This is a genomic window from Luteimonas sp. Soil_N_1 (genome assembly GCF_057656255.1).
In genome coordinates, this window is sequence record NZ_JBDGKS010000001.1 from 2,892,752 (window position 1) to 2,913,301 (window position 20,550).

The window sequence follows — 20,550 nt, forward strand, 5'->3', positions numbered from 1 at the left end:
CGGCGGTCCAGACCGTCGCCCCGGCAAGCCGGCGCAGGTCGGCAGCCGGGTGTGGCGGCGCCCCACATCGATGTCCGAAACCGGCCAGTCCGGCCGGATCGCCGGTGCTAGCCTGCCCCCATGTCACCCGCGCCCGCCCTGCCCGACACCGCCACCTGCGAGCAGGCACGCCTGAGTCGGGACGCACGTTTCGACGGCCTGTTCTTCACCGCGGTGCGCACGACCGGCATCTACTGCCGCCCGGTCTGTCCTGCGCCCGCGCCGAAGCCGGCCAACGTCGACTACTACCCGACGGCGGCCGCGGCCGAGGCGGCGGGCTTCCGGCCCTGCCTGCGCTGCCGGCCGGAACTGTCGCCGGGCGACGGCCAATGGCACCGTGGCGACGACATCGTCGCCCGCGCGCTCGCGCTGATCGAAGCCGGGGCGCTCGACGCGCAGCCCCTGTCCGCCCTGGCCGGGCGCCTGCACATCGGTGAGCGCCAGCTGCGGCGGCTGTTCGTCGAGCGTCTGGGCGCTGCGCCGATCGGCGTCCACGGCACGCGCCGGCTGCTGTTCGCCAAGCAGTTGCTGACCGAGACCGCGCTGCCGATCACCGAGGTCGCGATGGCGGCCGGGTTCAACAGCCTGCGGCGCTTCAACGCGGTGTTCCAGGACGCCTACCGCATGCCGCCGCGCGATCTGCGCAAAGCGCCGCGCGAGGCATCCGGCGATGCGCTGACGCTGCGCCTCGGCTACCGGCCGCCCTATGACCTGACGTCGATGCTCGACTTCCTGCGCGGACGCGCCTTGCCCGGCATCGAAGTGGTCGACGACACCGCGTACACCCGCCTGATCGGCGATGCGGACCTGCCCGGCTGGGTCCGGGTCGACGCATGGCCGGGGACGCGCGGCGATCCGCAGCCCTCAGCGCTGCGACTGCAGGTGCACGGCTGTCCGCCGTCGCGCCTGCAGGACACGGTGCAGCGCGTACGCCGCATGTTCGATCTCGATGCGGATCCGGACACGATCGCCGCGCACCTCGCCCAGGACGCACGGCTGGCGCCGCTGCTGCGCACACGCCCCGGCCTGCGTCTGCCCAGCGGCTGGGACGGTTTCGAGATCGCCGTGCGCGCGGTCATCGGCCAGCAGGTCAGCGTCGCCGCCGCGCGTACGCTGACCGCACGGTTGTCGCAGCGCTTCGGTACGCCATTGCCGGAGACCTTCGCCGCGCAGGGCTTCGCCCATCTGTTTCCGACGCCGGACGCACTCGTCGACGCCGACTTCGACGGCCTCGGCCTGATCGGCAGCCGTATCGCGACGATCCGCGGTATCGCTGCCGCGCTGCTCGATGGCCGCGTGGACTTCGATCGCGCACGCACGCTCGACGACTTCGTCGAACGCTGGGTCGCCCTGCCCGGCATCGGTCCATGGACCGCGCAATACATCGCGCTGCGTGCGCTCGGTCATCCCGATGCGTTTCCCGCCGAGGATCTCGTGCTGCAGAAGATGCTGCCAACCGATGGCACACGTATGACCGCCAAAGCGCTGCGTGCGCACGCGGACGCTTGGCGTCCATGGCGCGGCTACGCAGTCTTCCATCTGTGGCGCGAATCTTCGGCGTCGACGCCCGCACGCATCGCGACACCAACGCGCCCGCGCGCCCGTTCCACCCGGAGTCCATCGCCATGAGCCCAGACACGACCACGGTCTTCACCCGCACCATCGACAGCCCGGTCGGCCCGCTGTTCCTCGCCGCATCCGACGCCGGGCTGCACGCCGTCGAATTCGCCGAACACCGGCATCCGGTGCCGCGCGGTGACGACTGGCGCGATGGTGCGCATCCCGTGCTCGATGCGACCGCGGAGCAGCTTGCCGAATATTTCACTGGCAAGCGCCAGACCTTCGACCTGCCGTTCGCCGCGCGCGGCACGCCATTCCAGAAACAGGTCTGGCAGGCATTGACGCGCATCCCGTACGGACACACCGCCAGCTACGTCGAACTCGCCAGCATGGTCGACAAGCCGGGCGCGAGCCGCGCGGTCGGCGCTGCGAACGGGCGCAATCCCCTGTCGATCGTGGTGCCCTGCCATCGCGTCATCGGCGCCAGCGGCGCGCTCACCGGCTTCGGCGGCGGCCTGCCGACCAAGGAATTCCTGCTGACGCTGGAAGGCGCATGGCCACGCGCGGATCGGCTTCTGTAGCTCAGCGCGCCTGGGTGAGATGTCCGGCGATCAGGCGCCGGAATGGCGCGATGCGCTGGGCGATGCGGAGCGTCGCACCCCGCAGCAATCGTGCCGGCGCGCGGTCGTCGGTGTAGAGGCTCGCGACGAGGCCGGTCGCCGTATACATCGGCCAGCTCGCCGCGCGATGTGTCCGCGCCCAGCGCTCCAGAAGTCCGGCACCGGCGATGTCGCGGCCGGCCGCATGCGCGTCGCGGAACGCCTGCGCCAACCGGTCGGCACCCTGCAGGCCCAGATTGAATCCGTGCGCGGTGACCGGATGCATGCCGACGGCGGCATCGCCCAGCAGTGCCCCGCGACCGGCGACGAAACGATCCGCGTAGACGCCGACCAGCGGATAGACATGCCGCGTGCCGATCGTCGTCATCGTGCCGAGCCGGTCGCGGAAACGGCGCTGCATGTCGGCGGCGAACGCGGCATCGTCGAGCGCTTCCACTTCGGCCATCTGCTGCGGCGGCAGCGTCAGTACGACCGAGGCGCGATTCCCATTGAGCGGCAGCAGGGCCAGCGTCTGTCCCTGATCGAACCACTCCCAGGCCGCGTGATGGTGCGGCTGCGTGTGCGCCACGCGGCACACCAGCATGCGCATGCCGAAATCGCGCGTCCGCGCGCCGATGCCGAGCATGCGTCGTACGGCCGAGAACCGGCTGTCGGCCGCGATCAGCAGACGCGTTTCGACGCGCGTGCCGTCCTCCAGTGCGAGCGTCACGCCATCGGCGCGCTGGACGACGTCGCGCACCGATGACGCACCATGCACGGTGATGTCGGGCGCATCGGCCACCACGTCGAACGCGGCCTGGCGGATGCGCTGGTTCGGCACCAGCCAGCCGAGCTGCGCGCTGCGGCCGTCGTGTGCGGTGATCGTGAGCCCGTCGGTGCGCTCGCCGTCGAAGATGCGCGCATCGCGCAGTTCGGAGATGTCCGCCGCGTCGAACCGCGCCCACAGTCCGAGCCGCTCGAGGATCGCGCGCGAGGCATGCGTCAACGCGATCTCGCGCCCGTCGAACGCCGGCTGCGCGATGGCCGCGTGCGCCTGCCGTTCGAACAGCGCGACCTTCAACCCGCTGCCCGCCAGCGCGCGGGCGAAGCACAGCCCGACCGGCCCGGCCCCGACGATGGCGATGTCGACCTGCATGTGCGACTCCTGACTGGATGCGCACAGGATAGTGGTCGGGGCGTTGCGGATGCGTTGGGCGCGGCCGTCCACGCACCGGTGCGCTGCGCGCCTACATCCCCCGGAAGCGGTGCACGAACGCCGCACTCACCGGCAGCGATTCACGATGACCGCGCAGTTCGATCCGCGCCTTGCCGAGTTCGTCGCGGCGCACGCGGTCGATCGTCGACACGCGAACCACGGTGCCGCGATGCACCTGCCAGAACACGTCGGGGTCGAGCCCCGCCAGCAGCTCTTTCACCGGCGTGCGGATCAGCGCCTCGCCATCGGCGGTGACCACGCGCACGTATTTGTCCTGCGCCTGGAAGAACAGCACCTCGTCGATGCCGATCATGCGCACGTGATCGCCGACGCTCGCGCTGATCCAGCGGATCTGGCGTTCTCCCTGCGGGCGCAGACGCGCCTCGAGATCCTCGACCAGCGCCTGCAGATCATCCGCTGCAGGCTGCGCGAGGCGTGCCTGCAGACGCTCGATCGCGAGACGCAGCCGCGCTTCGGTCACCGGCTTGAGCAGGTAATCGACGGCGCCCGCCTCGAACGCCCGGATCGCGTACTCGTCATAGGCCGTGGTGAACACCACCAGCCCGCCGCCGGCAACCACTGCGCGCGCAACATCGAGCCCGCCGACGCCGGGCATGCGGATGTCGAGGAACGCGACCTGCGGACGGTGTTCGGCTGCGGCCTGCAACGCCGCGATGCCGTCTTCGCAGGCGGCAATGACCTCCAGCGCGGGCCAGGCGGACGCCAGCATCTCCAGCAGCGCTGCACGCTGCGGCGCTTCGTCCTCGGCGATCAGCGCGGTGATGGCAGCGTCGTTCATGCGGGTCCGTCCATCGGTGTGCGGAGTTCGGCCTGCGCGCCGCCGCCTGCGGCACCGGTCAGACGCAGCGACGCGCGTAGACCGAAGCGCGTGGCGAGTTGATCGCGCACATTCGCCAGTCCCATGCCGCCACCGACACCCGGCTGCAGGCCTGCACCGTCGTCCGTCACCGACACATGCAGCGTGCCGTCCGTCGCCCACGCACGGATGACGACGCGTCCCGCACCGGGCTTGGGCTCGATGCCGTGCTTGATCGCGTTCTCGACCAGCGTGATCAGCAACAGCGGCGGATACGGCAACGCGCGAAGTGTGGCGTCGGCCTCGATGTCGTACCGCAGGCGATCGGCGGTGCGCAGACGCATCAGTTCCAGATAGTGCGCGCACAGGTCGAGCTGCTCGCCGAGCGTCGAGCGCAGCGCCGCTTCGCCATCGCGCAGCCGCGGAATGGTCGCGCGCAGATAATCGACCAGCGCATCGAGCGTGGCCTCCGCGCGCGATGCGTCCTGGCGTACCAGCGCACGCACCGAGGCCAGCGTGTTGAACAGGAAATGCGGCTCGACCTGCGCCTGCAGCGCACCGAGCCGCAGATCCGATTCGCGCTTCTGCGATTGAAGAGCAACGAGTTCGGTGCGGTGCCGGCTGTCGGCAATGCGACGCTGCTCGCTGAAGTAGGCGCGCAGCGCTGTGCCGCCGCCCAGCAGACCGTAGATGACCACCAGCGTCAGGATCTTGATGAAGACCGCACCGGCTTTCGCCGCGCCGCCCTCGTAGTGCGCACGCATCGCCTCGACGTCGTAAGGCCCCGTGCCCATCTCGTCGACCATGAAGCTTTCGATCCGGGCGCTCGCCCACCTGTCGATGCCCCAGGACAACAGGATGCCGACGCACAGCGACAGCACGACCCAGGTTCGCTCGCGGGGCAGCGACAGACGGCGATGACGCACCCCGGTCGCCAGCAACGGGCCGGCGGTGGTCATCAGCAGAAACGCGATGAACATGTAGCCGGATGCGGTGAACGCGCCGACGCGACTGACCGGCCCGACCAGCGCGCCCACCAGCGTCAGCAGCGAGAAGCCGAGGATCACGCTGCCGAACAGCAGCGTGCGTCCGGCGAGCCAGCGCGTACTGAAGACCGGATAGCGGCGATAGCGCGTCCACGGAAGTTCGCCGCCGACGACGACGTCGTCCGGCAGCGGCTGGCGCAGCGGTACGGAAGATGCGTGCATCGGCGCGTGCTCAGCCACGTGCGCCACGCAGCACCTGACCGGCCTGATGCAGTTCGAGTGCAGTCACCTCACCGTCGGCGCCGCGCTGGAAGCGCAGCTCGATGCCGAATGCCGGCGCAGCGAAGGTGTCGGCGCCGGTCGCATCCAGTGGAAACGCACCCTGCCCGGTCGCCTGCGCCCGTAGACGGCCCTCGGCGCTGTCGACCTTCAGCACGAAACCCGGCATCAGCGTGTAGTCGCCGGCGTAATCAGCGAGTGGCACGTCGGTCGCCGGCGCTGCCGTTGGCACAGCATCGGTCGCACGCGTTGCCGCGATCGCGCCGCCGCCCTGGTGCCAGACGAAGCTGTAACTGCCATGCACCGCGCGCTTCGGCGACAGCAGTGCGTCGAACTGCACGGGAAAGAAATCCCCTGCATCGTCGTAACCCAGTTCGAAGATCGGCTGGCCGGCAGGATGGATCGTCAGCGCGTCGCCCTTGCGCGCCAGCTCGACCTGCATGCCGGCGCCGAGCTGCCAGGTGCCCACCAGTCCATCGACGAGTTCAGCCGGCGGTGTCGCCAGTTTGCGCGGCTTGCCGACCGGCGCCGACGGATCCAGCAGATGCGCGCCGAGGCTGCCGAGACCGCCGAGCGCGGTCAGCGACGTGTCCGACAGGATCACGACACCGCGCTTGCGTGCGGGATCGATGCCGACCAGCGACGAGAAACCGCCCGTGCCGCCTTCGTGCATCAGCACACTTCGACCGGCCAGCGGCGCGATCATCCAGTTCATCGCCATCGGCGGCTGTTGCGAGACCGGTTGCTGCGTGGTCTGCAACGCTGCGAGCAACGGCGCGGCGGCCGAGCCATCCGCATGACCGAGCTGGGCCTGCACGTAACGCACCATGTCTTCGAGCGTGGCCCGCACGCCGCCGACGCCGGCCATGTCGCCGGGAATCGTCCACGCCGGCGTCTCGCTGCCGTTGGGCAGATGGCCCGCGGCAGCCCGCACGCCGTCAGGTCGCTGCGCGATGTAGGCGTGCGTCATGCCGAGTGGCGCGAACAGCTGCGCGTCGATCAGGGTCTCGAACGGCTGGCCGGCGCGCTGCGCGACTGCATACGACAGCAGCATCGACGCGAAGTTGGAGTACTCGAACTGCGCGCCGGGCGCGCGCGTCAGGGTGACGTCGCCCAGCGAAGCGAGCAACGCCTCCGGCGTCAGCGCAGCGTAGGGATCAGCCGGATTGGTGATCTGCATCCGCGCCGGCAATGCGGGCAGGCCGGACGTGTGGGTGACGACGTGGCGCAGCAGGATCGGCTGGCCCTCGAACGTCGGCACCGGCGTACCCGCAGGCAGATAGGCCGACAGCGGATCGTCGAGCGAGGCCCGGCCGTCGGCGATCAGCTGCGCGAGCAACGCCGCGGTCATCGTCTTGCTGACCGAGCCGATCTCGAACGCGCTGTCGGTGCCGATGCGCGGCGTCGCCGTGCCATCGGCGCAGCGATACGTCCGCGCCACGCTGTCGCCATCGATGAGCGCGACGGCGAAGCAGGCGCCGGTGCGGTCACCAGCCAGACGCTGGTCGACGATGCCGGCGAGTGCGGCGTCGGTCGTCGCGGATGCGCTGCCGCTGATGGCGAGCATCGCGGCGAGGGTCAAAGTGTTGGGCAACATGCGGATCTCCTGTCCATGGGAACGTCGCCATGCTGCGGCGGCGACGCGGCCTGTGCACGGGTGTGCGATGAAACGCCTGATCCGGCGGATGGACCGGTCTGCAGGCGCGCCGGACGGGTGAGGCGGTCCGATCGCGCGCCAGCGGCTCAATCGGCCAGCAGTCTCTGCATCGCATCCGCATAGCCGCGCGCGGCGTCCGCGTGCAATGCATGACGCCCCTCCGCAACGACCTGCCGCCCGGCCATCTGCACCTCGCGCACCAGCGGGCGGTTGCCGGCGAACAGCCAGCGGTCGAGTACGTCATGTTCCGTCGCGCCGGCCAGCAGCGGCGCATCCGCGTCCAGCACGACCGCGTCGTCGAGCGCGTCGAAACCGGTCGATGCTGCGGCGCTCGCCTGCACACCCGCAAACAGCGTAGCGCCAACGCTTGGCGTCGCCGCTGCGACCGCGATGTTGCGACGGTGCGTCACCAGACGCTGACCGTACTCGAGCCAGCGCAGTTCCTCGACCGGCGACACCGAGATGTGCGAGTCCGAACCGATGCCCCAGGCGCCGCCGGCATGGAGAAACGCGCGCAACGGAAACAGGCCATCGCCGAGATTGGCTTCGGTCGTCGGACACAGCGCGACGGTCGCGCCGCTGCGGGCGATGCCGGCCACTTCCGCAGCATCGAGATGCGTCGCATGCACGAGCGTCCAGCGGGCGTCGACCGGCGCGTTGTCGAGCAGCCAGGCGACCGGGCGCGCACCGCGCAGCGCGATGCATTCGTCGACCTCGGGAATCTGTTCGGCGATGTGGATGTGCATGCGTGCATCGCCTGGAAGTGCGGCCAGCACCGCGTGCATCGCATCGGACGGCACGGCGCGCAGGCTGTGCAGCGCGCAGCCGACGCGCAGCGTGTCGTCCTGGCGCGCGTGCAGATCGGCGAACAGCCGCAGATAGCCGTCGACGTCATGGCCGAAGCGTCGCTGGCGTTCGCCGAGCGGCCGCCCGTCGAACCCGCCGGCCATGTACAGCACCGGCAGCAGCGTCAGCCGGATGCCGGTGGCGCGCGCGGCGTCGATGAGCGCATCGGCCATCGCGCTTGGAGGCGCGTACGGCGCGCCGTCGGGCGCGTGATGGACGTAATGGAACTCGCAGACAGTGGTGTAGCCGGCTTCCAGCATCTCGACGTAGAGCTGCGTGGCCACGGCACGCAGGCTGTCGGGATCGAAGCGCCCGGCCATCCGGTACATGGTCTCGCGCCAGGTCCAGAAGGAATCGGCGGGATCGGTCTGCACTTCGGCCATGCCGGCCATCGCCCGCTGGAACGCATGCGAATGCAGGTTCGCGATACCGGGCAGACGCCAGCCTGCGGGCGTGCGCTCGGCGTGGATCGCGGGAACATCGTGCATCGGGCCGGCTCCTCGAAAACGTGTGCGGTAGGCTAGCCGGTCTTCCGCCCGGGAACATCCGATGAGTCCAACTTCGATCGCGCTGGTGTGCGCCCTGGTCGCCGTGGCCGGCGGTCTCGTGGCGGTGTTCGCCGGCGTGTCCGCGTCTCGCAAACGACAGTCCGACACGCCGTCCGGCGGCGATGGTGCCCTGGTCGAAGGGTCGAAACACGGACGCCATGACGGCGGTGATTTCAGCTCGGATGGCGGCGGCGATGGAGGCGGCGGTGGCGACTGAATCCTGGGACGGACTGCTGCTGGGCGCGACGCTTGCCACATTGGCGGACGACAGCGGTTACGGGCTGATCGAAGACGGTGCGCTCGGCTGGCGCGACGGTGTGATCGTCTACGCCGGTCCGCGCAGCGGACTGCCCGCGGACGCGGAAGCCAACGCCGATCTCGTCGTCGAAACCGATGGGCTGGTCACGCCCGGCCTGATCGACTGCCATACGCACGCGGTGTTCGCGGGCAACCGCGCTGCCGAGTTCGAACAGCGACTGCAGGGCGCGAGTTATGAAGAGATCGCGCGCGCCGGCGGCGGCATCGTGTCGACGGTGCGCGCAGTGCGCGAGGCCGACGAGGACACACTGCTCGCGCAGTCGTTGCTGCGCGCGCGTGCGCTGGTCGCCGACGGCGCGACGACGCTGGAGATCAAGTCCGGCTACGGCCTCGACTTCGACAACGAACGCAAGATGCTGCGCGTCGCGCGTCGGATCGGCGAGGTGCTCGGCACCACCGTACGCACCACGTTCCTCGGCGCGCACGCCCTGCCGCCGGAGTTCGCCGGCCGCGGTGACGCCTACATCGATGCGGTCTGCGAGTGGTTGCCGCGTCTGCACGAAGAAGGTCTGGTCGATGCCGTTGACGCATTCGCCGAACGCATCGCCTTCAGCGTCGATCAGACGCGCCGCGTATTCGAGGTGGCACGCACGCTCGGCCTGCCGGTGAAGCTGCATGCCGATCAGCTCAGCGATGGCGCCGGTGCCGCGCTGGTGGCGGAGTTCGGTGGCCTGTCGGCCGACCATGTCGAACACACCTCGCCGGCTGGCGTTGCTGCGATGGCCGCAGCGGGCACGGTCGCGGTGCTGCTGCCGGGCGCGTTTCACGTGCTCCGCGAAACCACACTGCCGCCGCTCGATGCGTTCCGCGCGGCCGGCGTGCCGATGGCGGTCGCGACCGACTGCAATCCGGGCACATCGCCGCTGTTGTCGCTGCGCCAAGCAATGCAGCTGTCGTGCACGCAATTCCGCCTGACGCCGGAGGAAGCCCTGCGAGGCGCGACCGTACATGCGGCACACGCGCTCGGCCTGTCGGATCGCGGACGTCTGGCGGTCGGCCAGCGCGCGGACTTCGCCTGCTGGCAGGTCGCGCAGCCGGCCGAACTCGTCTACTGGCTCGGCGGCCCGTTGCTGTCGATGTCGTTCGCCGGTGGCAAACGTCTGGCCTGAGGTCGTTCGCAGCCTGAAACGCGAAAGCCCCGCGGATGCGGGGCTTTCGACGCGCGGCGGGCCTGAAACTCAGGCCTTCTTCGCGACGGCCTTCTTCGCCGGTGCCTTGGCGACGGTCTTGCTGCCGGCGGCCTTCTTCACGACCGGTGCGGTCGCGGTGCCGGTGGCCTTGATCAGGCCCTTCGAGCGGCTGTTGCCGTAGCTCGAGTTGTAGCGCTTGCCCTTGAGGGTCTTGCGGTCGCCCTTGCCCATTACTGTGCTCCTGGAGTGCTGCGTGTTGAATTCGTTTGGCGCGTACGTGCGCCGCCAGGGCGCACAGGACCGCGGATTCTAGCACGCGGCCCGATCTGTGAAGCCGCTCAGCGCCCTGCGCGGGCGTGGGTCAGGCGCAGATTCAGCAGATGCGCACCCGCCAGCAGCAGGCCACCGATGGTCATCACCACGGCGTGGGTGATGGTGTGGTCGTGCAGGTGCGTGAACGAGCCGGCCCACACCAGCGCCAGGCCGGGAATCAGCAGCATCCAGGCGTGGAATGCGCGATGGCGGCGCCAGCCCAGCGTCAGCGTAGTCGCGCCCAGCAGCGTGGCGAACACGACGAAGGCCTGGTCGATGTCGACCCAGCCGCCCACGTTGAGACCGAACGCCGGCAGCAGTGCCAGCGCCACCGGCAACAGCGCGCAATGGACCGCACACAGGAACGACGCGGCGAAGCCGACGCGGTCTGCGCGCTGCAGGGTGGAATTGTGTGCAGGCATGTCTTTTGGGGGGTGCGGGGATTTGCGTAACATTATAACATTCCCTCTTCGCCCACCAGTGTACTGCATCCGCAATGACCAGAAGCCGCCGTTCCGCCCCCGTCCCGACCCGTCTCGCCATCGCCGTGGCCCTGCTGCTGCCGGCCGCCGCGTTCGCCCAGTCCACCAGCCAGACGCATGCGCATCCCACCACGCTCGACCGCGTGCAGGTCACCGCGACGCCGCTCGGCGGCGATGCCGAGAATCTCGCACACCCGGTGGAGGTGCTGTATGGCGACGCGCTGGAAGATCGCAAGTCCGGCAACCTCGGCGACACGGTGTCTTCGTTGCCCGGCGTGCAGAGCGGCTCCTTCGGCACCGGCGTCGGCCGACCGATCATCCGCGGCCAAGAGGGCCCGCGCGTGCAGGTGCTCTCGGGCGGCATCGGCAGCATGGACGCGTCCACGGTCAGCGCCGACCACGCGGTCAGCATCGAACCCTTCCTCGCCGATCAGATCGAGGTGCTCAAGGGCCCGGCCAACCTGTTGTATGGCAGCGGCGCGATCGGCGGCGCGGTGAATGTGGTCGACGGCCGCATCGCGCGCGAAGTGCCGGATCGTCCGATCAGCGGCCGCGCCGAACTGCGAGCGGCCAGCGGCAACGACGAGCGCAGCGGCATGTTCCGCCTCGACGGCGTGAGTGGCGACAACCTGGTGCTGCATGTCGACGGCCTGATCCGCAACACCGGCGATTTCGACATCCCCGGCTTCGCCCAGGTGCCTGAGGACCACGATCACGACCATGATCATGACCATGATCACGACCACGAACACGCGGACGAAGAGAACGCGTTCGGCACCCTGCCCAACAGTTCGATCCGCACGCGCGCCGGCGCCGTCGGCGCGACCTACTTCGGCGAGCGTGGGCATCTCGGCGTCGCGGTCAGCACCTACCGCACCAACTACGGCCTGCCGGACGGCGCGCATGTGCATGCCGAAGAAGGCGGCCATGACCACGATCACGACCATGATCACGAAGAGGAAGGTCACGACGAACACGGCTCGGTGCGCATCGACATGGTGCAGAACCGCGTCGATCTGAAGGGCGGCCTCTACGACCCGCTGCCGTTCCTCAGCGCCTTGAACGTGCGTGCGGCCTACAACGACTACGAACACGTCGAACTCGAAGGCGACACGCCGGCGACCCGCTTCACCAACAAGGGCACCGAGGCGCGCATCGAAGCGGTGCAGAAGACCTTCAACGGCTGGGACGGCGCGTTCGGCCTGCAGATCGGCCATGTCGATTTCGGCGCGGTCGGCGAAGAGGCCTTCGTGCCGCCGAGCGTGACCGACACCCTCGGCCTGTTCGTCGTGCAGGAGAAGGAATTCGGACCGGTGAAGCTCGAGTTCGGCGGCCGTCACGAGCGGGTGGAGATCGACCCGATCACGGGGAATTCGCGCAAGTTCGATGCCAGCAGCCTGTCGGGCGCGGCGATCTGGCATCTGTCGGACGTGTTCGACCTGCGCTTCGGCGCCGACGTCTCCGAGCGCGCACCGACCAACGAGGAACTGTTCGCGGCCGGCCCACACATCGCCACGCGCTCGATCGAGATCGGCGATGCGGATCTTGAAACCGAACGCGGGCAGCGTCTGGAACTGGGCCTGCACGCGCACACCGACCGCGTCGAGTTCAAGGCCGCTGTGTACCAGACGAAGTTCAAGCGCTTCACCTACCTCACCGACACCGGCGTCGCTGAGCAGGGCTTCCCGGTACGGCTGTGGACGCAGGGCGACGCGACCTTCCGCGGCGCGGAGGCCGAGGCGAAGTTCCACCTGCTGGAATCCGATGCCGGCGATTTCGACCTGCGCGTATTCGGCGATGTCGTGCGTGCCGAGCTCGACGGCAGCGGCACCCGCCACGTGCATTTCGACGTCCCGCACGGCGACCACAGCCACCACTACCACGCCGACATTCCGCTGGGCGGCGATCTGCCGCGCATCGCACCGTCGCGTATCGGCGCCGACATCAACTGGACCCTCGGCGGCTGGCGCGCGAACGTCGGCGCGGTGCGCCACCAGAAGCAGGACCGCGTAGCCGCGCTGGAGGATCCGAGCCCCGGCTACACGCTGGTCAACGCGGGCGTCGCCTGGCGCGTCGGCGAAGCGGACGGCACCCAGTGGGAACTGTTCCTCGACGGTCGCAACCTGACCGACGAAGAAGCCCGCCCGCACACATCGCTGTTGCGCGACTTCGCGCCGCTGCCGGGTCGCACCATCGCCGGCGGCATCCGCGTCTATTTCTGATCGGCGTGCGCTGACCGGTTTCCGTTCTCTCCAGTGACGCGTGCGTCACCGCCCCGCCCCGGTCTCCGGTGCGGGGCTTTTTTTATGGGCTTGTCGCTTGCTCGCTTCGCCGGATTCAGCGCTCGCGATGAATTAGATGTATATACATCCAAAATCCGATGCAGATACACGCAATGGCCGATGCCGCGCCCGACCCGCTCGATTCCCCCGCCTTCGGCTGCAGCTGCCATCGCCTGCGCAAGCTGAGCCGGATGATGACCCAGCGCTACGACCAGGCGTTGGCGCCGGCCGGGCTCAACGTCAACCAGTACGCGATCCTGCGCCGCGCGCAGATCCAGCCTCGCACCGTCGGCGAGCTTGCCACTACGCTCGGCATGGAGCGCAGCACGCTGAGCCGCGACCTCAAACATCTGGTCGCCGCCGGCTGGGTGCGTTTGCAGCGCGATCCGGACGATGCACGCCAGCGCCGGATCGAAGTTCTGGCCGCGGGCGCCGCGGTGATCGAACAGGCCGAGCCGTTGTGGCGCGCGACGCAGGTGCAGGTCGAAGCGCTGATGGGCGTCGACGAGGTCGGCCGTTTGCACGCTGTGCTCGACCGCGTGACCCGGAAGATCGCAGCATGAGCGCGCCCGTCACCTCGCGCTGGTGGCCGCTGGTGCTTGCCGCCACCGCGATGATGATGATCACGATGGGCATCCGGCAGTCGCTGGGCCTGTTCGTACAACCGATTGCCGCCGACACGGGGCTGGGCATCGCCGCGATCAGTTTCGCGCTGGCCGTCGGCCAGTTCGTCTGGGGCGCTGTGCAGCCGGTGTTCGGTGCCATCGCCGACCAGCGCGGCAGCGGCCGCGTGCTGGTGTTTGGCGGCGTGTTGCTGGTCACCGGCATGGCCGCTGCGCCGTTCTTCGCATCCGAATGGGGCCTGCTGCTCACCCTCGGTCTGATCAGCGCGGCCGGCGCGGGTGCGGGCAGTTTCTCGATCCTGATCGGCAGCACCGCGCGGGTGATTCCCGCGGAGAAGCGCTCGATGGCGTCGGGCGTGGTCAACGCCGGAGGCTCGTTCGGACAGTTCCTCTACGCGCCATTCGCAACCACGATGATCGGTGCATTCGGCTGGGCCGCCGCTGCATGGGCGATGGCGGCCACCGCGCTGGCGACGTTGCCGCTGGCCTGGCCGCTGCGTCGTCGCAAACTGCCGCCTGCTGCATCGGGCGCAGCCGTTCTGCCAATTGTGGACGACGACATCGGCCTGCGCGCGCAACTGCGCATCGCCCTGCGCGACCGCAGCTACTGGCTGCTGCACCTCGGCTTCTTCACCTGCGGCTTCCACATCGCGTTTCTGGTCACGCATCTGCCAACCGAGATCGCGATGTGCGGGCTGTCGGCCGGCGTGTCGGCGATGGCGCTGTCGCTGATCGGTCTGTTCAACATCGTCGGCAGCATCGGCGCGGGCTGGCTCGGCCAGCGCTACCGCATGAAGTGGCTGCTGACCGCGATCTACATCAGCCGCGCGGTGATGATCTTCATCTACGTGCTGTCGCCGCCGACGCCGACCACCTTCATGCTGTTCGCGATCGGCCTGGGCATGAGCTGGCTGGCGACCGTGCCGCCGACCGCCGGCCTCGTCGGCAAGCTGTTCGGCCCGCGCTATCTGGCGACGCTGTTCGGCCTGACCCTGCTCTCGCACCAGACCGGCGCCTTCTTCGGCGCGTGGCTGGGCGGCGTCGCGGTCGCGAAGACCGGCTCCTATCTGTGGGTCTGGTACGCCGACATGGCGCTGGCGCTGCTGGCGGCCGCGTCCAATCTGCCGATCCGCGAAGCGCGGCTCACGTTCGCGACGAAGGCGGCCTGACAGGTCACGCCGGTTCGGGCGCACCTGTCCCGCCGGCGACCATGTCCATCAGCCGCGTGCTGACGAAATCGATGAACACCCGCAGCTTCGGCAGCACATGCCGGCCGGATGGCCACAGCAGGTGGAAATTGCCGGCGGCATCGAGGTGCGCGTCCAGTACTGTCACCAGTCGCCCGTCCTGCAGGGCCGCGCGCGCCGAGTAGTCGGGGACGTAGGCGATGCCCTGCCCACGGATCGCGAAACACACGCGCGTCTCGACGTTGTTGCAGACCATCGATTCGGGCACGCGGAACTGCTCGGGCGCGTCGCGCAAGGGCCAGGTCTCGAGACGGCCGGTGCTGGGATAGCGGTATTGCAGGCAGAGGTGGTCGGCGAGATCGGCAGGTGTCCGCGGCGTGCCACGCACGCGCAGATAGTCGGGTGATGCGACCAGTCGCCGCTGGAACTGGCCGATGTAGCGCGCGGCCAGGCGCGAATCCGACGGCTCGCCGACACGCAGCACCGCATCGAATCCCTCTTCGATCACATCGACTACGCGATCGGTGAAATCGAGATCCAGCACGACGTCCGGATAGGCCGCCATGAAGTCGGCCAGCATCGGCAGCAGCGGCTCGCTGACCAGCGGCAGGCTGATGCGCAGGCGTCCCTGCACGCTGGCGCGTTGTGCGCTCAGTTCCCCCTGCGCCGCGTCGGCTTCGGCGAGGATGCGCCTGCAGCGCAGCAGGAACATCTGACCTGCGTCAGTGAGGGTCACGCTGCGCGTGCTGCGATGGAACAGCCGGACACCCAGCGCGCGTTCCAGCCGCACGATGCTCTTGCCGACCGCGGCCGCAGACACGCCGAGCACACGGCCAGCGTCGACGAAACTCCGCTGTTCCGCGGCATGGACGAACACATTCAGGCTGCCGAGGCTGTCCACGGGTCGACTCGCATTGCGGACATCGATGTCCACGGTGAGCGGAACTCTAGCCGTCTTTATCGGGCTTGGACGACGCAACACGATGACGCTGCTTTCCACCACTGGCCCAGCCCATGCCGTATCGCCGCCCCATCCGCTCCCGTTCTCTGCGTCCGCTTCCCTGCGGATCCAACTCCGCCGCCTGCCCACCTGCACGCGCAGGCAGTCCGCGCCCCGCGCTCGCGTCGCTTCGGCGCATCGCACCATGAGCACGTCCGGATGCACCATCGTCGACCCGCCCGCGGACACGCATGCGGCGCCCAGGCTTCCGCTTGCCGGCCTGCTGGCGCTGGCCTGCGCGGGCTTCGTCACGATCCTCACCGAAGTCCTGCCGGCGGGCCTGTTGCCGCAGATGGCGGCGGGCCTGGGCGTACGCCAAGCCTGGGTCGGCCAGCTGGTGACGGTCTATGCATTGGGTTCGCTGCTCGCCGCGATTCCGCTGGTGGTCGCCACGCGTGCCTGGCCGCGGCGCCGCTTGCTGTTGCTCGCGATTGCCGGCTTTCTGGCCGCCAATACGCTCACCGCCCTCTCGCCGGTCTATTGGCTGACGCTGTGCACGCGCCTCGTCGCTGGTGTCAGTGCGGGCCTGTTGTGGGCGTTGCTTGCAGGCTTTGCGAGTCGGCTGGTTCCGCCGGCGCAACAGGGACGGGCGATTGCAGTGGCGATGGTAGGCACCCCGCTCGCGCTGTCGCTCGGCATTCCGGCCGGCACACTGCTGGGCGAAGTCCTGGGCTGGCGCTGGACCTTCGGTGTGATGACGCTGCTGAGCCTGGGCTTGCTGGCCTGGGCGCGCCTGGCGTTGCCCGAGCTGCCCGGCGAGCACAGCCAGGGCGCGCCGCGACTGCGTGCGGTGATTGCGCTGCCCGGCATCGGACAGGTCCTCACGGTGATGCTGCTCTACGTGCTGGCGCACAACCTGCTCTACACCTACATCGCGCCGCTGATCGCGCTGTCGGACGGCGCGCTGCCGATCGCCCGTGCGCTGCTGCTGTTCGGCGTCGCGTCGCTACTGGGCATCTGGGCGGTCGGCGCCCTGATCGACCGCTGGATGCGGCCGCTGGTGCTGATCAGCGTGACTCTGTTCGTACTTGCCGCGGCGCTGCTCGCAATCTGGCCGGGGACGACCGTCGTCGTCGCTGCTGCAATCGGCATCTGGGGCCTGGCCTTCGGCGGCGTCGCCACGCTGTTCCAGACCGCACTCGCGCGGCGCGCGGGCGCCTCGGCGGATCTCGCGCAATCGCTGCTCGTCACAGGCTGGAACCTCGCCATCGCCGGTGGCGGCGTGCTCGGCGGCCTGCTGCTCGACCGTATCGGCGCGCAGAGTCTCGCGTTCGCGGCGTTGCCGCTGCTGCTCATCGCAGGGGTGGCGTCTTTGCCCCGACAGGGCTGGCGCTGACGAGGCAGCGGGCAGGCCAGGACGGCCGGCCCGCGGATCAGATCAGGCGTCCGCGCACTGCGCGCAGAGGCCGTGTACTTCCAGCGTCTGCGCCTGCGGCACGAACCCCAGCGCGCGGGCGCGCTCGTCGAGCGAGGCGACGACCGCCTCGTCTTCCAGCTCCACGGCGCTGTGGCAGCGGTCGCAGATCAGGAACGGAACCGAATGCTGCGCGGTGCTCGGGTGGTGGCAGGCCACGAATGCATTGACCGACTGCAGCTTGTGGATGAAGCCGTTGGCCAGCAGGAAATCCAGCGCGCGGTACACCGTCGGCGGCGCGGCCGCGCCCGGGCCGTCGCCCTCACGCACCTGGTCGAGCAGATCGTAGGCCTTGAGCGGCTTGCCGGCCTTGGCGATCAACCCGAGCACGTAGGCGCGGATAGGCGTCAGCCGCAGGCCGCGTTCGCTGGAGGCGTGCTCCACCGCGCGAATGAAGCTCGCGGCGTCATCGACGTGGTGATGCGGATCCGTGCAGGTGTGGTCGTGCTTGGCCATCCGTCCATGATGGGTGCGAGGGGGCTTGGACTCAACCCGGACGCGCGGCCACCACGCGCTGAAGCAGGATCGCGAGCGCGCTGTCGGGCCCGTCGGTTGTGTCGACACGTACGCCACCCACGGGCCAAGGCGTGTAGTCATGCGTCATGACCGACTGCCAGGTCGGCAGTACATGGCCCGGGATATCTGCAGCACGCTGTTCAACACGCTGCCGATGCACGCGTGGATCAGTGCAGACCACCTCCACCTCGACGAACCCCGCGCCCGCCTCGCGCGCAATCTGCCGCCAGGCGGCGCGGGACGCTGCGACCGGATTGACAGAGTCGGCAACCACGTCCCGTCCGATGCGCAGCTGATCAGCCGCAAGCGCTCCGCCAAGGTCATATCCCGTCGCGCCGATCGCAGCCGCAGACCAGCCCCGCGCACGCAGGGTCTGCTCGATCGTATCGATGCGGATCCAGGACGCACCCATCGCGACCGACAACCGTCGCGCCAGCACGCTTTTGCCGACGCCAGGCAGACCGGCCAACGCCAGCAGCACGGGCGCTCGCGTCACGGGTCAGTCCGCAATCATTCCGATCGCCACGTCGATCCGCGCGAGCGCTTCCTCACGCCCGGCCAGATACACCGTGTGCCCGATATCCGGACTCACCTGCGTGCCCGTGATCGCGACACGCAATGGCTGCGCGACCTTGCCCATGCCCAGACCCAGCGTCTCGACCGTCTCGCGGAATGCCGCGTCGATCGCCTCGACGTTCCAGTCCGGCAACGCGGCGAAACGCGCACGGACATCGGCCAGCGGCGCGCGTGCTTCGGCTTTCAGATGCTTGGCAACCGCCTTCTCGTCGTATGCAGCGATCGGGCGATACCAGACCGCCGCGCGCTCGGACATTTCCTTGAGCGTCTGCACGCGGTCGCGCAACGCGATGACGATATCGGCCGGCGCCGGACCTGCCGACAGGTCGTAACCGTCATTGCGCAGATGCCACTCCAGATGCGCGGCGACCGCAGCCGGCTCGTCGGACTTCAGGTACTGCTGGTTGAGCCAGCCCAGCTTGGCCAGGTCGAGGCGCGCGGCCTTGGCGTTGACGTCCTTGAGGTCGAACAGCTGCTGCATCTCGGTGATCGAGAAGATCTCCTGATCGCCATGCGACCAGCCCAGACGCACGAGATAGTTCAGCAACGCGTGCGGCAGATAGCCGGCGTCGCGGTACTGCATGACATCGGCGGCGCCGGTGCGCTTGGACAGCTTGGCCCCCTGCTCGTCGAGGATCATCGGCAGATGCGAGAACGCGGGCACTTCCGCGCCGAGCGCGCGGTAGATGTTGATCTGCCGCGGGGTGTTGTTGACGTGGTCGTCGCCGCGCACGACATCGGTGATGCCCATGTCCAGATCGTCGACGACGACGGCGAAGTTGTAGGTCGCGTAGCCGTCCGGGCGGAAGATCACCAGGTCGTCGAGTTCGCTGTTGGCGATCTCGATGCGGCCCTTGACCTTGTCTTCCCAGACCACGGTGCCTTCGAGCGGATTCTTCAGGCGGATCACGCGGTTGGGGTCGTCGCGCTTCGGTTCGTTGCGCTCGCGATAGGCGCCGTTGTAGCGCGGCTTGTCGCCCGCGGCCATCGCGGCTTCGCGCATCGCGTCGAGTTCGGCTTTCGACTCGTAGGCGTAGTAGGCCTTGCCGTCGGCAACGAGCTGCTCGGCGACTTCGGCATAACGGTCCAGGCGGTGCGTCTGGTAGATCGGGCCTTCGTCGTAGCCCAGGCCCAGCCACTCCATCGCCTCGAGGATCGCGTCGATCGCGGCCTGGGTGCTGCGCTCGCGGTCGGTGTCTTCGATACGCAGCACGAACTCGCCACCGCGACGCCGCGCCTCCAGCCAGCAGTACAGCGCCGTGCGCGCGCCGCCGATGTGCAGGTAGCCGGTGGGACTGGGGGCGAAACGGGTGCGGCAGGACATGCGCGGAACTCGGCGTGGGGACAGCGCGCATTCTAACCGGCGCGTCCAGCCGGCCCCGGCAGCCGGATTACAATGGCGCCATGACGACGCTTTTCATCTCCGACCTGCATCTGGATCCGGCGCGTCCGGAGATCACCGCGCTGTTCCTCGCGTTTCTCGATGGCGAGGCGCGCGGCGCCGATGCGCTGTACGTGCTCGGCGATCTGTTCGAGTCGTGGGTCGGCGATGACGATCCGTCCGAGGCCGGCGCGCAGGTCGCCGAGCGTTTGACCGCGCTGTCGAACGCTGGCGTGCCGGTCGCGTTCATGCACGGCAATCGGGATTTCCTCGTCGGCCACGACTATGCGCGACGCGCTGGCATGTCACTGCTGCCCGACCCTGCGGTGATCACGCTCTACGGCCGCCCGGTGCTGCTGACCCACGGCGATCTGCTGTGCACCGGCGATGTCGAATACCAGGCGGTGCGCAACCAGGTGCGCAATCCGGCGTGGCAGGCGCACATGCTCGCGCAGCCGCTGCCGGCGCGGCTCGCATTCGCCCAGCACGCACGCGACGCCAGTCAGGCGCGCGCGGCCACGCTGCGGGGCGACGGCACGATGGAAACGGTCACCGATGTGGCGCCAGCAACGGTCGAGGACTGGTTCACGCGTTACGGCGTCGACACGATGATCCACGGCCATACGCACCGCCCTGCGATCCACGACCTGCAGGTCGACGGCCGCGACTGCCGCCGCATCGTGCTCGGCGACTGGTTCGAACAGGGGTCGGTGCTGCGTGCGTATGCGGACGGGCGGCTGGAACTGTCGGCGCTGCCTACCGCGGTCTGATCGCGGCCCGCA

20 protein-coding genes are annotated in these 20,550 nt (G+C 69.1%); 9 read left to right on the forward strand and 11 right to left on the reverse strand.

Going from position 1 to position 20,550, the window contains the following annotated elements; genetic code table 11:
* Positions 1-120 precede the first annotated feature (120 nt).
* Together AC3A4E_RS13425 and AC3A4E_RS13430 are read left to right on the forward strand one after the other, a co-directional pair.
* On the forward strand, positions 121-1,668 hold the full coding sequence (locus AC3A4E_RS13425) for a DNA-3-methyladenine glycosylase 2 family protein (RefSeq protein WP_487631915.1): 1,548 nt from the start codon (positions 121-123) through the stop codon (positions 1,666-1,668).
* A complete protein-coding gene (locus AC3A4E_RS13430; protein WP_487631916.1) occupies positions 1,665-2,180 on the forward strand; it encodes a methylated-DNA--[protein]-cysteine S-methyltransferase in 516 nt (171 codons plus the stop codon). The genes AC3A4E_RS13425 and AC3A4E_RS13430 overlap by 4 nt, the downstream gene beginning before the upstream one ends.
* 1 nt (position 2,181) lies before the next feature.
* On the opposite strand, the gene ubiM is transcribed toward AC3A4E_RS13430, so the two are convergent.
* From ubiM to AC3A4E_RS13455, 5 genes are all read right to left on the reverse strand, one after another.
* Positions 2,182-3,354, reverse strand: coding sequence for a 5-demethoxyubiquinol-8 5-hydroxylase UbiM (ubiM, locus tag AC3A4E_RS13435; RefSeq protein ID WP_487631917.1), 1,173 nt, complete (start codon positions 3,352-3,354; stop codon positions 2,182-2,184).
* Between the two features lie 91 nt (positions 3,355-3,445).
* Positions 3,446-4,213 carry a LytR/AlgR family response regulator transcription factor gene (locus tag AC3A4E_RS13440; RefSeq protein WP_487631918.1) on the reverse strand — a complete coding sequence of 256 codons (768 nt, stop codon included), beginning with the start codon at positions 4,211-4,213 and terminating at the stop codon, positions 3,446-3,448.
* On the reverse strand, positions 4,210-5,439 hold the full coding sequence (locus AC3A4E_RS13445) for a sensor histidine kinase (RefSeq protein WP_487631919.1): 1,230 nt from the start codon (positions 5,437-5,439) through the stop codon (positions 4,210-4,212). The genes AC3A4E_RS13440 and AC3A4E_RS13445 overlap by 4 nt, the downstream gene beginning before the upstream one ends.
* A 10-nt stretch (positions 5,440-5,449) precedes the next feature.
* Positions 5,450-7,093: a serine hydrolase gene (locus AC3A4E_RS13450; protein WP_487631920.1), complete on the reverse strand. Its 1,644-nt coding sequence runs from the start codon at positions 7,091-7,093 to the stop codon at positions 5,450-5,452.
* A 146-nt stretch (positions 7,094-7,239) separates the two neighbouring features.
* Positions 7,240-8,487 (reverse strand): formimidoylglutamate deiminase, encoded by a 1,248-nt coding sequence (locus AC3A4E_RS13455; protein ID WP_487631921.1) that lies wholly within the window; start codon positions 8,485-8,487, stop codon positions 7,240-7,242.
* A 61-nt stretch (positions 8,488-8,548) separates the two neighbouring features.
* Here AC3A4E_RS13455 and AC3A4E_RS13460 point away from each other — a divergent pair, with 61 nt between their 5' ends.
* Positions 8,549-8,764 carry a hypothetical protein gene (locus AC3A4E_RS13460; RefSeq protein WP_487631922.1) on the forward strand — a complete coding sequence of 72 codons (216 nt, stop codon included), beginning with the start codon at positions 8,549-8,551 and terminating at the stop codon, positions 8,762-8,764.
* Positions 8,742-9,974: an imidazolonepropionase gene (gene hutI / locus AC3A4E_RS13465; protein ID WP_487632081.1), complete on the forward strand. Its 1,233-nt coding sequence runs from the start codon at positions 8,742-8,744 to the stop codon at positions 9,972-9,974. Before AC3A4E_RS13460 ends, hutI begins: the two co-directional genes overlap by 23 nt.
* A 69-nt stretch (positions 9,975-10,043) precedes the next feature.
* Here the strand turns inward: hutI and AC3A4E_RS13470 are convergent, their stop codons facing one another.
* Entirely contained in the window at positions 10,044-10,226 is a 183-nt protein-coding gene (locus AC3A4E_RS13470; protein ID WP_232134518.1) for a 30S ribosomal protein THX, read from the reverse strand.
* Between the two features lie 107 nt (positions 10,227-10,333).
* Positions 10,334-10,729 (reverse strand): MerC domain-containing protein, encoded by a 396-nt coding sequence (locus AC3A4E_RS13475; RefSeq protein WP_232134517.1) that lies wholly within the window; start codon positions 10,727-10,729, stop codon positions 10,334-10,336.
* A gap of 74 nt (positions 10,730-10,803) precedes the next feature.
* On the opposite strand from AC3A4E_RS13475, the gene AC3A4E_RS13480 reads away from it, so the two are divergent.
* The 3 genes from AC3A4E_RS13480 (at position 10,804) to AC3A4E_RS13490 (ending at position 14,863) form a co-directional block, all read left to right on the forward strand.
* Complete coding sequence (locus AC3A4E_RS13480; protein ID WP_487631923.1) at positions 10,804-13,011, forward strand: TonB-dependent receptor; 2,208 nt, start codon at positions 10,804-10,806, stop codon at positions 13,009-13,011.
* A gap of 173 nt (positions 13,012-13,184) precedes the next feature.
* Positions 13,185-13,634, forward strand: a complete 450-nt coding sequence (locus tag AC3A4E_RS13485) for a MarR family winged helix-turn-helix transcriptional regulator (protein ID WP_487631924.1) — start codon at positions 13,185-13,187, stop codon at positions 13,632-13,634.
* Positions 13,631-14,863: an MFS transporter gene (locus AC3A4E_RS13490; RefSeq protein ID WP_487631925.1), complete on the forward strand. Its 1,233-nt coding sequence runs from the start codon at positions 13,631-13,633 to the stop codon at positions 14,861-14,863. Before AC3A4E_RS13485 ends, AC3A4E_RS13490 begins: the two co-directional genes overlap by 4 nt.
* Before the next feature lie 4 nt (positions 14,864-14,867).
* On the opposite strand, the gene AC3A4E_RS13495 is transcribed toward AC3A4E_RS13490, so the two are convergent.
* On the reverse strand, positions 14,868-15,782 hold the full coding sequence (locus tag AC3A4E_RS13495) for a LysR family transcriptional regulator (protein WP_487631926.1): 915 nt from the start codon (positions 15,780-15,782) through the stop codon (positions 14,868-14,870).
* A 244-nt stretch (positions 15,783-16,026) separates the two neighbouring features.
* Between AC3A4E_RS13495 and AC3A4E_RS13500 the strand changes: the two genes are divergently transcribed.
* Positions 16,027-17,217: an MFS transporter gene (locus tag AC3A4E_RS13500; protein ID WP_487631927.1), complete on the forward strand. Its 1,191-nt coding sequence runs from the start codon at positions 16,027-16,029 to the stop codon at positions 17,215-17,217.
* 42 nt (positions 17,218-17,259) lie between these two features.
* Here the strand turns inward: AC3A4E_RS13500 and AC3A4E_RS13505 are convergent, their stop codons facing one another.
* The 3 genes from AC3A4E_RS13505 to gltX are packed head-to-tail and all read right to left on the reverse strand — an operon-like array spanning position 17,260 to position 19,711.
* Positions 17,260-17,751, reverse strand: coding sequence for a transcriptional repressor (locus AC3A4E_RS13505; protein ID WP_487631928.1), 492 nt, complete (start codon positions 17,749-17,751; stop codon positions 17,260-17,262).
* A gap of 31 nt (positions 17,752-17,782) precedes the next feature.
* Positions 17,783-18,292, reverse strand: a complete 510-nt coding sequence (locus AC3A4E_RS13510) for a P-loop nucleotide/nucleoside kinase family protein (RefSeq protein WP_487631929.1) — start codon at positions 18,290-18,292, stop codon at positions 17,783-17,785.
* Positions 18,293-18,310: 18 nt separating this feature from the next.
* The gene (gene gltX, locus AC3A4E_RS13515; RefSeq protein WP_487631930.1) at positions 18,311-19,711 is read right to left on the reverse strand and encodes a glutamate--tRNA ligase; all 1,401 of its coding nucleotides are present in this window, start codon (positions 19,709-19,711) and stop codon (positions 18,311-18,313) included.
* A gap of 80 nt (positions 19,712-19,791) precedes the next feature.
* On the opposite strand from gltX, the gene lpxH reads away from it, so the two are divergent.
* Complete coding sequence (lpxH, locus tag AC3A4E_RS13520; RefSeq protein WP_487631931.1) at positions 19,792-20,538, forward strand: UDP-2,3-diacylglucosamine diphosphatase; 747 nt, start codon at positions 19,792-19,794, stop codon at positions 20,536-20,538.
* Positions 20,539-20,550 lie beyond the last annotated feature (12 nt).

What these genes read in the sequence shown, in the direction of transcription:
- AC3A4E_RS13425 (WP_487631915.1), top strand. Translation starts at nt 121, where the DNA reads ATGTCACCCGCGCCCGCCCTGCCCGACACCGCCACCTGCGAGCAGGCA.
- AC3A4E_RS13430 (WP_487631916.1), top strand. Translation starts at nt 1,665, where the DNA reads ATGAGCCCAGACACGACCACGGTCTTCACCCGCACCATCGACAGCCCG.
- ubiM (WP_487631917.1), bottom strand. Translation starts at nt 3,354, where the DNA reads ATGCAGGTCGACATCGCCATCGTCGGGGCCGGGCCGGTCGGGCTGTGC.
- AC3A4E_RS13440 (WP_487631918.1), bottom strand. Translation starts at nt 4,213, where the DNA reads ATGAACGACGCTGCCATCACCGCGCTGATCGCCGAGGACGAAGCGCCG.
- AC3A4E_RS13445 (WP_487631919.1), bottom strand. Translation starts at nt 5,439, where the DNA reads ATGCACGCATCTTCCGTACCGCTGCGCCAGCCGCTGCCGGACGACGTC.
- AC3A4E_RS13450 (WP_487631920.1), bottom strand. Translation starts at nt 7,093, where the DNA reads ATGTTGCCCAACACTTTGACCCTCGCCGCGATGCTCGCCATCAGCGGC.
- AC3A4E_RS13455 (WP_487631921.1), bottom strand. Translation starts at nt 8,487, where the DNA reads ATGCACGATGTTCCCGCGATCCACGCCGAGCGCACGCCCGCAGGCTGG.
- AC3A4E_RS13460 (WP_487631922.1), top strand. Translation starts at nt 8,549, where the DNA reads ATGAGTCCAACTTCGATCGCGCTGGTGTGCGCCCTGGTCGCCGTGGCC.
- hutI (WP_487632081.1), top strand. Translation starts at nt 8,742, where the DNA reads ATGGAGGCGGCGGTGGCGACTGAATCCTGGGACGGACTGCTGCTGGGC.
- AC3A4E_RS13470 (WP_232134518.1), bottom strand. Translation starts at nt 10,226, where the DNA reads ATGGGCAAGGGCGACCGCAAGACCCTCAAGGGCAAGCGCTACAACTCG.
- AC3A4E_RS13475 (WP_232134517.1), bottom strand. Translation starts at nt 10,729, where the DNA reads ATGCCTGCACACAATTCCACCCTGCAGCGCGCAGACCGCGTCGGCTTC.
- AC3A4E_RS13480 (WP_487631923.1), top strand. Translation starts at nt 10,804, where the DNA reads ATGACCAGAAGCCGCCGTTCCGCCCCCGTCCCGACCCGTCTCGCCATC.
- AC3A4E_RS13485 (WP_487631924.1), top strand. Translation starts at nt 13,185, where the DNA reads ATGGCCGATGCCGCGCCCGACCCGCTCGATTCCCCCGCCTTCGGCTGC.
- AC3A4E_RS13490 (WP_487631925.1), top strand. Translation starts at nt 13,631, where the DNA reads ATGAGCGCGCCCGTCACCTCGCGCTGGTGGCCGCTGGTGCTTGCCGCC.
- AC3A4E_RS13500 (WP_487631927.1), top strand. Translation starts at nt 16,027, where the DNA reads ATGAGCACGTCCGGATGCACCATCGTCGACCCGCCCGCGGACACGCAT.
- AC3A4E_RS13505 (WP_487631928.1), bottom strand. Translation starts at nt 17,751, where the DNA reads ATGGCCAAGCACGACCACACCTGCACGGATCCGCATCACCACGTCGAT.
- gltX (WP_487631930.1), bottom strand. Translation starts at nt 19,711, where the DNA reads ATGTCCTGCCGCACCCGTTTCGCCCCCAGTCCCACCGGCTACCTGCAC.
- lpxH (WP_487631931.1), top strand. Translation starts at nt 19,792, where the DNA reads ATGACGACGCTTTTCATCTCCGACCTGCATCTGGATCCGGCGCGTCCG.